Origin of the sequence: Pseudomonas sp. GM102, from assembly GCF_000282555.1 — a bacterium.
In the GTDB taxonomy this organism is placed as follows: Bacteria; Pseudomonadota; Gammaproteobacteria; order Pseudomonadales; family Pseudomonadaceae; genus Aquipseudomonas.
Genome location: NZ_AKJB01000047.1, coordinates 1 through 12,948, shown reverse-complemented (window position 1 = coordinate 12,948; position 12,948 = coordinate 1). Strand labels below are relative to the sequence as shown.

The following is a 12,948-nucleotide window of genomic DNA, read 5'->3' as shown; positions in this document are numbered from 1 at the left end:
AGCTATAGCAGGAGCTGTGCCAAGAGGATGAGGGCCGGTTTAGAGGGGGTAGCAGGTTTTGTTGAGCGGAAATCCGCTTATTGCGCACAAAGTAACGAGCGGATTTTCGCGCACGAACCGGCCCCCTGTAGGAGCGAGGCTTGCCCGCGAAGAGGCCATCAAGATCGCTAAAAGCTTCGCGGGCAAGCCTCGCTTCTACAGGTCCGGGGTGTCCGGGGGCTTCGGGGCGTTTTGTGTCAGATGAACATCTCCCGGCTCAACCCATGCCGCTGCATCTTTTCATTAAAGGTACGGCGCGGCAGTTGCAGTTCTTCAAGCACCGCTTTCACATCACCCTTATGCCGGGTCAGTGCTGCGCGCAGGCAATGCGCTTCGAAGGCTTCTTGCTGCGCCGCCAGTGACTGGCCGGGGTCGATCCCCGCCGGTTCCGGTTCGCCGAGGCCCAGCACTTGTCGTTCGGCGACGTTCGCCAGTTCACGCACATTGCCCGGCCAGTCGTGGCTCAGCAGATGGCTCAGTTGCGGCCCGTTCAAGGGCGCAAAGGTTCGGCCTAACCGCTCGGCAGCACTTTGCGCGAAGAACTCGAACAACAGGGGAATGTCTTCACGCCGATCACGCAACGGCGGCAGACGCAACTCGGCGACGTTCAATCGATAGGCCAGATCTTCGCGAAAGCGTCCGGCCCGGGCTTCATCCAGCAAGTCGGGTTTGGTCGCGGCGATGATCCGCAAGTCCACGTGGATGCTCTGGTTGGAACCCAATCGCTCAAGCTTCTGCTCCTGCAACACCCGCAGCAATTTCACCTGCTGGGCCAGCGGCATGCTTTCGATTTCATCGAGAAACAACGTGCCCCCGTCGGCGTACTCGAGCTTGCCGATGCGTTTGCCCTGGGCGCCCGTGAACGCGCCGCTCTCATGGCCGAACAATTCGGCCTCGAACAACTGCTCGGGAATCGCCGCGCAGTTCAGCGCCACGAAGGGCTTGTCGGCGCGGGGACCGAAGTCGTGCAGGCAACGGGCAACCAATTCCTTGCCGCTGCCGGTTTCGCCACGGATCAGCACATTGACCGGCAACGTCGCCAAGTCCAGCACCTGCCGACGCAACGTCTGCAAGCCACGGGACACGCCGAGCAGCGTCGCATCGAGTTTGGCGCGATTGTCCGCCTGCTCATGCAGCGCTCGGTTTTCCAGCACCAGTCGACGCTTGTCCAGCGCCCGGCGCAGGCTGCTCAGCAGGGTTTCCGGGCTGAAGGGTTTCTCAAGGAAATCGTAGGCGCCATCGCGCATGGCTTCGACGGCCATCGGCACATCGCCGTGACCGGTCAGCAGGATCACCGGCAAATCGGCATCGCGGCGCTGGACTTCAGCCAGCAGCTCCAGACCTGTCATTCCGGGCATGCGCACATCGCTGAGAATCACCCCGGGGAAATGCTTCGGCAACTGCGCCAGGCACTCATCGGCGCGACTGAACAGCTGCACTTCGAACCCTGACAGGCTCAGCCACTGTTCGACAGCGCTGCGGATGCTGCTTTCGTCATCGACCACCATCACCGAATTGAGCATCAGCCAGGCACCTCCAGATCAATGGGCAACGTCAGGGTAAACACCGCGCCGTTTTCGCCATTATCGGCACTCAGGCGTCCTCCCGCTTCGTGAACAATAGCGAAGGAGACGGCGAGGCCCAGACCCAGGCCATCACCCACCGGTTTGGTGGTGAAGAACGGATCAAAGACTTGTGCCAGATGCTCTTCGGCAATGCCGCCACCGTTATCGGCGACGGTCAGGCGCCACAATTGTTCATCGGCTTCGAGGCGGATTTCCAGACGTTTGCAGGGTTTTTCGTGCATCGCATCCAGGGCATTGCGCAGCAGGTTGATCAGCACCTGTTCCAGGCGAATTGCATCGCCACGCACCCAGGCCGGGCGCGTCAGGTGCAGCACGAGACTGACGTTTTCGTCCCGCAAGCGCGTATCCAGCAACTGCAAGGATTGATCGACCACCGTCGCCAGGTCCAGCCGTTCGCGCAGGCCGCTGGGGCTTTTGCGGGCGAAGGTTTTCAGGTGGCCGGTGAGGGCGGCCATGCGCGTGAGCATGTCGTCCACCGGTTTGAGCGCCTTGTAAGCGTCTTCGACCCGGCCATGATCGAGCAGCAGGCGCAAGGTCGCCAATTGCATGCGCTGGGCGGTCAGCGGTTGGTTGATTTCATGGGCCAGCGCCGCCGACATCTGACCGAGGGCGGCGAGTTTGGCCGATTGCACCAAGCCGTCTTGGGCTGTGCGCAAATCCCGGGTGCGTTCTTCCACCAGTTGTTCGAGTTCTTCACGGCTGCGCTGACGCAGTTTGGCCAGGCGCCAACGCTGGTTGAGGAACAGCAACAGAAACACCAGCGTCAGCCAGGCGCCAGCGGCGGCGAGCCCGGCGTTGCGGCGGTCTTCGAACGCGACTTGCGGGCGACGCAGCAGGTGCAAGGTCCAGTCTTCAGCGGCCAGTGGCAGCGATTCCCAGAGGTAATCCGCCGTCCCGTCGGGGCCTTCGACTCGGGTCAGGTCGCTGTTGTCGTCGAAGCGCTGCACCGAATGATATTCAAGCGGAGTCAGCGGTTGTTTGTCGTATTGGCGGGTGGCTTTGAGCTCGGCGCGGTCGCTGTCGCTCAGCGGTTTCAATTGGCGATAACGCCAGCCCGGCTGGTTGGCGATAAAGATGATCCCGCGCGCGTCGCTGACCAGCAATGTGTCGCTGCCCTGACGCCATTCGCGCTCCAGTTCCGGGAATTCGAGTTTGACCACCATGGCGCCGAGGAACTCGCCACTGTCGCTGATCACCGCGCTGGACAGGAAGTAGCCGGGAATGCCGCTGGTCACACCCACCGCATAAAAGCGTCCGGTGCCTTGCGTTCGGGTCTGGCTGAAGTAAGGGCGAAAGCCATAGTTGTGGCCGACGTAGCTGCTGGGCAGGCGCCAGTTGCTGGCGGCCACGGCCAGGCCGGTGCGGTCGAGCAGTTCCAGGGTCGAGGACTGCGCGGCGCCGTTGATTTTTTCCAGTTTGCGATTCAACGCAAGCTGCTGTTCAGGGCTCACTTCACCGTTTAGCGCGGCGCGCAGTTCCGGGTCCAACGCCAATACGGCGGGCAGGGCGCGGTAGCGGTCGATCAGGGTGTGCAGCGAGTTGGCGTACAGCGCCAGTTGCTGATTGGCACGCGCGGCGTCTTCGACCAGGGCCTGGCGTTCGGCGTGGCGGATGGCGAGGGTAGCGGCGAGCGCTGCACCGGCGATGATCAGCAGGGTGTACAACGACAGACGCAAGGTACGGGAAGTCGGCAGCATGCTGTAGGAAACAGGTTGAAGGATGGGCTGGCACCATACCATGAGGCCGCGCATCCTTCGTCCCGGCATGACGTGTTCAGACGGTAGTAAATTTACTCGATCGAGAGCGCAACATGGTCTGGGTATACGCCAATTCGTTAGTCACCTCTGCTTAGATCAAAGGGCTAAATCGATATCCAAAAAAAGGCCGGGTCGTCTGGGGAGACGGCCCGGCCTTTTCAGCAGTGAGGGAAGCGCTTACTGCACTTCCACCGCCAGGCTTTCACTGATCTTTTGCTGCCAGATCGCAGGACCGGTGATGTGTACCGACTCGCCCTTGCTGTCGACCGCAACAGTCACAGGCATGTCTTTGACGTCGAACTCGTAGATCGCTTCCATGCCCAGTTCGGCGAAAGCCACCACGCGGGATTTCTTGATGGCTTGCGCCACCAGGTAAGCCGCACCGCCGACAGCCATCAGGTAAACGGCTTTGTGGTCCTTGATCGCTTCGATCGCGGTAGGGCCGCGCTCGGATTTACCGATCATGCCCAACAGGCCGGTTTGCTCGAGGATCTGACGGGTGAACTTGTCCATCCGCGTCGCGGTGGTCGGGCCGGCAGGGCCAACTACTTCTTCGCGTACCGGATCAACCGGGCCAACGTAGTAGATGAAACGACCTTTCAGGTCCACCGGCAGGGTTTCACCCTTGTTCAGCATCTCGACCATGCGCTTGTGCGCCGCGTCGCGACCGGTGAGCATTTTGCCGTTGAGCAGGACGGTTTCGCCCGGCTTCCAGCTCTGCACTTCTTCCGGCGTCAGGGTATCGAGGTTGACGCGACGGGCCGATGGGCCGGCTTCCCAGACGATTTCCGGGTAGGCGTCCAGCGGTGGCGCTTCCAGCGAGGCTGGGCCGGAACCGTCGAGCACGAAGTGTGCGTGACGGGTGGCGGCGCAGTTCGGGATCATGCACACCGGCAGGGACGCAGCGTGGGTCGGGTAATCCATGATCTTCACGTCGAGCACGGTGGTCAGACCGCCCAGGCCCTGGGCGCCGATGCCCAGTTGGTTGACCTTCTCGAACAGCTCCAGACGCATCTCTTCGATACGGTTGGACGGGCCGCGCTTCTTCAGTTCGTGAATGTCGATGGATTCCATCAACACTTCCTTGGCCATGACGGCGGCTTTCTCGGCGGTGCCGCCGATGCCAATGCCAAGCATGCCCGGTGGGCACCAGCCGGCGCCCATGGTCGGAACGGTCTTCAGTACCCAGTCGACGATCGAGTCGGACGGGTTGAGCATGGCCATTTTCGACTTGTTCTCGGAGCCGCCGCCCTTGGCCGCCACGTCCACTTCCACGGTGTTACCCGGAACGATGGAGTAGTGGATAACCGCAGGGGTGTTGTCCTTGGTGTTTTTGCGAGCGCCCGCCGGGTCGGCGAGGATCGAGGCACGCAGGACGTTTTCCGGCAGGTTGTAAGCCCGGCGTACGCCTTCGTTGATCATGTCGTCCAGGCCCATGGTGGCGCCATCCCAACGCACGTCCATGCCCACGCGCACGAACACGGTAACGATACCGGTGTCCTGGCAGATCGGGCGGTGGCCGGTAGCGCACATGCGCGAGTTGATCAGGATCTGCGCCATGGAATCGCGGGCTGCCGGCGATTCTTCACGCAGATAGGCCTCGTGCATCGCCTGGATGAAGTCAACGGGGTGGTAATAGGAAATGAATTGCAGGGCGTCGGCAACGCTCTGAATCAGGTCGTCTTGCTTGATCACGGTCATGAGTCGCGCTCCTCTAAAAGACGGGAACATTCAATAAGGTGCTTGCAGCTTGGGTGCATCGGTCGGTTGCAAGCACCTTTCAAGGCACGCCGGGCATGCTGGCGCGACGCTAAAAAGGCGCGGCAGTATACCGCGCCTCGATGGCGGGCACATCCGTTGACAGTCAAACGTTGGTCGCATACCGCCCACAGATGAATATTGGGGGGCTGGGCCGTTGTGATGAGGGAATTGCCTGTGGAGGCTTGCCACAGGATTACCCCGCCCACCTATGAATATGGGCGAAGGGCTTTTGTGGCGAGGGAGCTTGCTCCCGCTGGGCTGCGAAGCGGCCCTCTGCCTTCTTTCAGTTGAACTTGGATGAATCTATTACGACTGCTTCGCAGCCCAGCGGGAGCAAGCTCCCTCGCCACAGGATTATCCCGAGATCGGGTCATGGCTTTGACGCCAGTTTTCTGCCCCGAAAATTGAATGGTCATTTATCAGACTCGCCACTAAAGTGGCATCCGGCCTGTAGAGTAGAACACTCCGACAGCCCCCTTTCCCACGGTGAATCAACGATTGACCCATAACGCCATCCAGCGGCTTTTGCTCAAACGCTTTGCCCTCGCAGCTGGCACCTACGCCCTGGCTTTGCTGCTGCTGTGGCTGGCGTTTTTCACCGGTCACTACCAAGAGTCCGTCACCGGCATGGCGATCGGCAGCGCGTTGGTGGTGCTCAGCCAGGCGGCGTTGTTCGCGGTGTTCTCCAGCGGCCGTAACCTGCGCTTTTCCGACCCGAGCCTGACCGAAGTGCAAATACTGCTGGGGCTGGGTTGGCAAACCTGGCTGATTGCTCATCTGGACGAGGCTCGCGGCGCGTTTCTGGTGTTTTACCCGCTGATTCTGTTGTTCGGGCTGTTTCATCTTTCGCGCACGGCTTTCGTGCGGTGCGCGTTGCTGGTGTTTTTCAGTTTCAGCGCCATCACGTTGTGGGAGGGCTACCACTTTCAGCTGCCCGACCCGACGCTGGCCCTGTTGCAGGTGTGCGTGCTGTTTGTGGTGCTCGTGTGGCTGGTGCTTTACGCCCGTTACGTCCAGATGTCGCGCCAGCGTATGCGTCAGCGGCGGTTCGCCTTGCAGGCGCATCAAGACACCCTGCGCGGAATGATGCGTCAGCTCGAAGGTCTGGTGGCGACCGACGAACTCACCGGGCTGTTCAACCGCCGACATTTCCTGCGCCTGGCCTCCCGCGAGTTGAACGCCATGGAAGCCGATGTGGTGCATGGCCTGGCGTTGATCGACCTCGACCACTTCAAGCGCATCAACGATGTTCACGGCCATGCCGCCGGCGATCAGGTGTTGCAAGCGTTCGCCGGGGTGGCCACTGCCTGCCTGCGCGATGGCGATGTTCTGGCCCGCTATGGCGGCGAAGAGTTCGTGGTGCTGTTGCCCGATTGCGATGCCGAGCGCCTGACGGCATGTTGCGAGCGGTTGCGCATTGCCTTCATGGATGTCGAGTTGATCGGCCTGGATGTGCGCCACCTCAGCCTGTCGGCGGGCATGACCTTGTTGGCGCTTGGCGACGATCTGGATGACGCCTTGCACCGCGCCGATCAGGCGCTGTATCGCGCCAAGCGTGACGGCCGTAACCGTTGCGCGGCGGCTTGGGAGAATGTTGATGCCTGAGTTACGGGTCGGCGAACGCCAATGGGCGGTGGCGGCGGGAAGCAACCTGCTCGATGCCTTGAATCAGAATGGCGTATCGGTGCCCTATAGCTGCCGCGCCGGCAGTTGCCATGCGTGCCTGGTCAAGTGTGTCGAAGGCTTGCCCAGCGACAATCGTCCCGATGCCTTGAGCCATGAGCAGCGTCAGCAGGGTTGGCGGCTGGCCTGTCAGTGTCAGGTGATCGACGATCTGCAAGTCGAAACCTTTGACCCGCTGCGTGATGGGCTTGGCGCTCAAGTGGCCGCCAGCGATTGGCTGAGCCCCAGCGTTTTGCGTTTACGCCTGACGAGTGAGCGACCGTTGCGCTATCAGGCGGGGCAGCATCTGGTGTTGTGGGCAGGTCAGGTGGCGCGGCCGTATTCCCTGGCCAGTCTGCCGCAAGAAGACCGATTTCTGGAGTTCCACCTCGATTGCCGCCAACCGGGGGCATTCAGTGATGCGGCGCGTCGCTTGAAAATCGGCGATCCGATTCGCCTTGGCGAGTTGCGCGGCGGGGCGTTGCATTACGACCCGGACTGGCACACCCGACCTCTGTGGCTATTGGCGGCCGGCACCGGTCTGGGGCCGTTGTTCGGTATCTTGCGCGAAGCATTGCGTCAGGATCACCAGGGCCCCATCCGCGTCATTCACCTGGCCCATGATGCGGGTGAGCATTATCTGGCCAAACCCCTGCAAGCCATGGCCGCCAGCCGTCCGAACCTGAGCGTCGAGCTGTGGACGGCGGCCGAGTTGCCCGCGGCTTTGGCACAACTGCGCCTTGTTTCGCGGCAAACCCTGGCCTTAGTCTGCGGGGCCCCCGACAGTGTCGACGCCTTTGCCCGGCGCCTGTACCTGGCCGGTTTGCCGCGCAATCAACTGCTGGCGGATGTCTTTTTACCCCGTGGTTGAGCGCTGATTTCTGTGGCGAGCAAGCTCGCCACAGTTGATCCTCTCAGATCAGGACTCACCATGCCCGATACCATCCGATTTGAACGCGAGCGCGGCCTGCTGACCCTGCGCATCAATCGCCCCGAGAAGAAAAACGCCCTGACTCGCGCCATGTACAGCCACCTGGCCGAAGCCTTGAAGCAAGCCGATACCGACCCCGAAATCAATGCGGTGCTGATCACCGGTGGCGCTGAGTGTTTCACCGCCGGCAACGACATCCTTGATTTCCTTCAGCAACCCCCGGGCAACCTCGACAGCCCGGTGTTCCACTTCATGCTCAATTTGCTGGAGTGTCGTAAACCGGTGATCGCCGCCGTGGCCGGTGCGGCAGTGGGGATCGGCACGACGATGCTGCTGCATTGCGACCTGGTTTACGTCAGCTCCGACGCCCGGTTACGCATGCCGTTCGTCAACCTCGGGTTGTGCCCGGAGTTCGGCTCCAGCCTGATCTTGCCGCGCTTGCTCGGCCATGCCAAAGCCGCGCAGTTGTTGTTGCTCGGCGAGGGTTTCAGTGGTGAACAGGCGGCAGCGTGGGGGATAGCGACTGAAGCCTTGGGCAGTGGCGAAGCGGTGTTGGCCAAGGCACGGGAGATGGCGTTGCGGTTTGAATCGCTGCCACCAGAGGCGGTGCGCATCAGCAAGCAATTGATGAAAGCGCCGGATCGGGAGCAGTTGCGCAAGGTAATAGAAGAAGAGGGTGCATTGTTCACCCAGCGGCTGCGTTCGCCGGAAGCGATGGCGGCGTTGACCGGGTTTATCAAACGGCATTGAATCTTCGCTGCCCCGACCGGCCTCTTCGCGGGCAAGCCTCGCTCCTACAGGTTTTGTGTTGAGCGCCGATTTTGGGCGCCCGCAATCCCTGTATCAACAGGCATTAAATCCGCGGTGGCCGGGCGGGCCTCTTCGCGGGCAAGCCTAGCTCCTCAGAAACCCAAAAGCCCCGCCTCTTGGGGGGGGCGGGGCTTTTGTTTTTTAGTTGCTGCAGACTCAATGGTGCGTCTGCGGGCATTGCCACACACTAGGACAAATAGCGCAAGATCGTCGGGTTTCTATGTTCGAAGCCGCTTATAGTGGTTGGTACAGCGCATACTAGGATTTTTCCGTCGTCCTGTAAGGTCATGTTGGTTGCATAGCCTCCTTCCGTTGGCAAACGTGTTTTCACCCAGCCTTGCCCATTACCAAAGGTTTTGTCCATTTCTTTCCCGTCGGCGTTGAAACGCGCAACGACAATCACATAGTCGTTAAAACGGAAGCTACCCAGCCCGCCCGCGACCACCGTCTTGCCATCTTTTTGAGAGGCCGCCCCCATCCAAAGGGTTCGCATCTTTTCGTCAGCCAGACGCGTGTAAACAGGTTCGCCCCGGTTGAACTGGATGTTGGGCTTGCCATCGGGTTCGCGGCTGATCAATAGCCCTGATTCATATGGATACGCATAATCGGCACCGATACCGAGTATTCGCCCATTGGGTTGTCTGGCCAGACGCTCGATGCCTAGCCCCCGGGGCTCCGGAGTTCCTTTGATTACGACAAAACCGTTTCCATTTGAGCCAAATGACTTGTCGAGTTCCCCTGCAGTGTCACAGCACACAAACATCGCGTCGTATTGATTGCCCTCAAGAGTGCCTGCTGCCACATACTTTCCATCGTCACGCCTCAGAATTCCATTGAGCAACCCTGCATCTGCGGCGTAGCCAGGGTGAACGACCTTGAGGAATCCTGTTTTGTTGAAACTCTTGTCCAGTGCGCCGTCTGGGGTCAGACGCAGGATTACACCGTGATAGTGGCACGCCAGTATTTTTCCATCTGGCAATAACTCCAGACCCATCAGGCCGCCGGCGCTGTGGCGGGGGGCGGTGTCCGAACCCTCTGGAAGCGGCAGGGTTTTGCCATTACCCTGTAGCGGTATGATTGCAAAGCCATCCTGGCCGAAATCTGAATCGAGTGACCCATTGGGTTTGAACCGAGCGAAACAGGACATGGGCTGCCCTGTGCCAATCGCTTCAATGATTATGTTGCCATCAGACTGAATCGCAAAAGATGTGACACTTGCTGCGATGCCCTTCGGAAATTGGAGTTGGACCAAACCGTTTTCTGTTGGTCCAAAGGATGTGTCGGGCGTGCCGTCGAAGTGCAGTCGGCCCACAGTAATAGAGTCGCCGTTTAAAAAGTGGTGGGCGGGCCCGGCAAAATAGATTCCTGGATTCGGTCCCATTTCCTCGGCTTTAATCTGTCGAATATAGATGCTTCCCATTTCAGGATCTCCATAGTCGATGGTCAACATGCCAATCTCGTTAAAGGTGAGGTCAAGCGTTCCTGCGAGGAGATTTTCTTGAGTAGTCATTTTTCAGAACTCGTCTAAATGAGAAGATACTGCGAAGTCGTCAGCTCATTGCTCGATAGGCGAAAACATATAAGTCTGAAGATTAATGACCGGACGAGGTTTGATTAGAGTCGTCCATGGGAATGAGCACAACTGTCAGGTCTGACAGTTGTGGGCCCATGCAATGAGTGTTAGCAGACAACGAAAAGCCCCGGTACTCACATACCGGGGCTTTTGTTTTTCAGCGAGCGATCACTCAGACCATCGGGTCGCCAACGTGCAGGATTTTCATCCCGTTGGTGCCGCCGGTGGTGTGGTAGCTGTCGCCCTTGGTCAGGATGACCCAGTCGCCTTTTTCCACGACGCCACGCTTGACCAGCTCGTCGATCGCCTTCTGGCTGACTTCATGCGGCTCCAGCGAAGCTGGATCGAACGGGATGGTGTACACGCCACGGAACATTGCCGCACGCGCCTGGGTTTCGCGGTGTGGCGAGTAGGCATAGATCGGCACCGAGGAGCGGATGCGCGACATGATCAGCGGGGTGTAGCCACTTTCGGTCAGGGCGATGATCGCCTTGACGCCCGGGAAGTGGTTGGCGGTGTACATGGTCGCCAGCGCAATACTCTCGTCGCAACGGGTGAATTCCTTGCCGATGCGGTGGCTGGAGGTCTTGCCGGTCGGGTGCTTTTCAGCGCCGATGCAGATGCGCGCCATGGCCTGTACGGCTTCCAGCGGGTACAAACCTGCAGCACTTTCGGCCGAGAGCATCACGGCGTCGGTGTAGTCGAGCACGGCGTTGGCTACGTCGGACACTTCGGCGCGGGTTGGCATCGGGTTCTGGATCATCGACTCCATCATCTGGGTCGCGACGATAACCGCTTTGTTGTGGCGGCGTGCGTGCAGAATGATTTTCTTCTGAATGCCCACCAGCTCGGCGTCGCCGATTTCCACACCCAAGTCACCACGGGCAACCATCACCGCATCGGAGGCTTTGATCAGGCCGTCGAGGGTTTCGTCGTCGGCCACGGCTTCAGCGCGTTCGATCTTCGCCACCAGCCAGGCAGTACCGCCGGCTTCGTCGCGCAATTGACGGGCGTATTCCATGTCGGCGGCGTCACGCGGGAAGGACACCGCGAGGTAGTCGACTTGCATTTCCGCTGCGAGCTTGATGTCGGCCTTGTCTTTCTCGGTCAGGGCCGGTGCCGTCAGGCCGCCGCCGCGACGGTTGATGCCTTTGTGGTCCGACAGCGGGCCGCCGATGGTCACGGTGCAGTGCAGCTCGGTGGCGGTGGCGGTATCGACGCGCATGACCACGCGGCCGTCGTCGAGCAGCAGCTCGTCACCCACGCCGCAGTCTTTCACCAGGTCCGGGTAGTCGATGCCGACCACTTGCTGGTTGCCTTCGGTCAACGGATGGCTGGTAGAGAAGGTGAATTGATCACCGATCTTCAGCTCGATCTTTTTGTTGGCGAATTTGGCGATACGAATTTTCGGGCCTTGCAGGTCACCCAGCAGGGCGACGAAGCGGCCGTGCTTGGCAGCGAGGTCACGCACCAGCTTCGCGCGAGCCTTGTGCTCGTCGGGGGTGCCGTGGGAGAAGTTCAGACGGGCGACGTCCAGGCCAGCCAGAATCAGCTGTTCGAGAACTTCCGGCGAGTTACTGGCCGGGCCAAGGGTAGCGACGATTTTGGTACGACGGACGGACATGCAAAGACTCCTGAGTTCAAGCGCAAGCAGAGGCTACTATGGTCTTTGGGTGTAGTCATTGTTCGTTTGCACTACTTTTTCATGAAGAACTTGGTTATTGCATTCTTTATTGAACGCGACAACTTTGCGGCAAACCATCCTGAAGATTTCCGCCAACGGGTCGATACAGAGCTCAAGACAGGAGATCCCCCATGCGATTCGTGCTCATTGCCGCCCTTGCCATCAGTGCCCTCAGCGTCACGGGCTGCACCCGTTGGTCGATGAACCATCATTTGAATAATGCCTACAGCGCCTATGAGCGTGGCAACTGCGAGCAAGTGATGCTCGAGCTGTCCAAGGTCGAGCGCGCCAGCCGTGCGCGGCCTTATGTGTGGCCGGAAGTGTCGATGATGCGCGGTCAGTGCCTGGAACGGCAGAAAATGTTTGTCGACGCGGTCCAGACTTACCAGTTCATCATCGCCTCGTACCCGCAAAGCGAATACGCCTACCGCGCCCGTGCCCGCCTGGAAACCTTGCAGAGCCTGGGGCATTACCCGACACGTAGCGCGGCGGTCGTGAGCCCGACCCGGTTCTGATTGAAGGGTGTTCAAAGGCTGGCTGACCGGCGGCGGTGAGCTATAGTCGAATAAATCGGTTTAGAGCTTTGTTTCTAATCGAGGTAACACCTGTGATCGGCAGTAGTAAGCGACAGCGCAGGAATGGACTGTCGCACCAGGATCGGGGAGAGCGCGGCTTATGCCTATAAAGCAATAGAGCAGGCCCGTTCCGAAGCATTAGTGCGGCCCTGCTTAAGGGCCTTGCGTAGCGAAATCAGCATGTTCACTGACCGCCGGATCGAGCGGCATCAACTGCCGTATTTTCTCAAAGTGTTCAACAGCGTCACCGACAAGCCCATTGGCTTTCTGGGCAATTTGTCCGAGGACGGGCTGATGTTGATCAGCCAGTTGCCGATGATGGTGGGCGCCGACTTTAATCTGCGCCTGAAAATCCCCATGGATGGCCATTGTCAGCAGGTCATCGACCTCAACGCCTGCTGCCTGTGGTGTCACGAGGACGCAACCCCCCACCACTACGACGCCGGCTTCAGCCTGCAACAGGCACCGCCGGAATATGGGCAATTGGTCGAGGCACTGAAGCAGTACTTCAGTTTTCAGCCGTTGCCAGCCTCGGCCTGAAGTCGGCGGCGCTTTCACTATTGCCATCGC

Annotated in this window: 10 protein-coding genes; 5 read left to right on the top strand and 5 right to left on the bottom strand. The window is 59.9% G+C overall.

Annotated features, from left to right (window positions below):
* Positions 1-236 precede the first annotated feature (236 nt).
* The 3 genes from PMI18_RS20225 to PMI18_RS20235 all read right to left on the bottom strand — a co-directional run bounded on the left by PMI18_RS20225 (position 237) and on the right by PMI18_RS20235 (position 5,083).
* Entirely contained in the window at positions 237-1,562 is a 1,326-nt protein-coding gene (locus PMI18_RS20225) for a sigma-54-dependent transcriptional regulator (RefSeq protein ID WP_007898355.1), read from the bottom strand.
* The gene (locus tag PMI18_RS20230; protein WP_033036202.1) at positions 1,562-3,322 is read right to left on the bottom strand and encodes a sensor histidine kinase; all 1,761 of its coding nucleotides are present in this window, start codon (positions 3,320-3,322) and stop codon (positions 1,562-1,564) included. Before PMI18_RS20230 ends, PMI18_RS20225 begins: the two co-directional genes overlap by 1 nt.
* A 237-nt stretch (positions 3,323-3,559) precedes the next feature.
* Entirely contained in the window at positions 3,560-5,083 is a 1,524-nt protein-coding gene (locus tag PMI18_RS20235) for a fumarate hydratase (RefSeq protein WP_007898341.1), read from the bottom strand.
* 558 nt (positions 5,084-5,641) lie between these two features.
* On the opposite strand from PMI18_RS20235, the gene PMI18_RS20240 reads away from it, so the two are divergent.
* From PMI18_RS20240 to PMI18_RS20250, 3 genes are read left to right on the top strand one after another with little or no spacing between them, the layout of a single operon-like run.
* Positions 5,642-6,748, top strand: coding sequence for a GGDEF domain-containing protein (locus PMI18_RS20240; RefSeq protein WP_033036192.1), 1,107 nt, complete (start codon positions 5,642-5,644; stop codon positions 6,746-6,748).
* Positions 6,741-7,676: an iron-sulfur-binding ferredoxin reductase gene (locus PMI18_RS20245; protein ID WP_007898334.1), complete on the top strand. Its 936-nt coding sequence runs from the start codon at positions 6,741-6,743 to the stop codon at positions 7,674-7,676. The genes PMI18_RS20240 and PMI18_RS20245 overlap by 8 nt, the downstream gene beginning before the upstream one ends.
* Before the next feature lie 60 nt (positions 7,677-7,736).
* Entirely contained in the window at positions 7,737-8,486 is a 750-nt protein-coding gene (locus PMI18_RS20250) for an enoyl-CoA hydratase-related protein (protein ID WP_007898332.1), read from the top strand.
* A gap of 247 nt (positions 8,487-8,733) precedes the next feature.
* On the opposite strand, the gene PMI18_RS20255 is transcribed toward PMI18_RS20250, so the two are convergent.
* Together PMI18_RS20255 and pyk are read right to left on the bottom strand one after the other, a co-directional pair.
* A complete protein-coding gene (locus PMI18_RS20255; protein WP_007898330.1) occupies positions 8,734-10,056 on the bottom strand; it encodes a hypothetical protein in 1,323 nt (440 codons plus the stop codon).
* Between the two features lie 235 nt (positions 10,057-10,291).
* Positions 10,292-11,743 (bottom strand): pyruvate kinase, encoded by a 1,452-nt coding sequence (gene pyk, locus PMI18_RS20260; protein ID WP_007898327.1) that lies wholly within the window; start codon positions 11,741-11,743, stop codon positions 10,292-10,294.
* A gap of 191 nt (positions 11,744-11,934) precedes the next feature.
* Here pyk and PMI18_RS20265 point away from each other — a divergent pair, with 191 nt between their 5' ends.
* Both PMI18_RS20265 and PMI18_RS0129435 read left to right on the top strand, forming a co-directional pair.
* A complete protein-coding gene (locus tag PMI18_RS20265) occupies positions 11,935-12,318 on the top strand; it encodes a tetratricopeptide repeat protein (RefSeq protein WP_007898326.1) in 384 nt (127 codons plus the stop codon).
* 240 nt (positions 12,319-12,558) lie between these two features.
* Entirely contained in the window at positions 12,559-12,918 is a 360-nt protein-coding gene (locus PMI18_RS0129435; RefSeq protein WP_033036189.1) for a PilZ domain-containing protein, read from the top strand.
* The last annotated feature ends 30 nt before the right edge of the window (positions 12,919-12,948 follow it).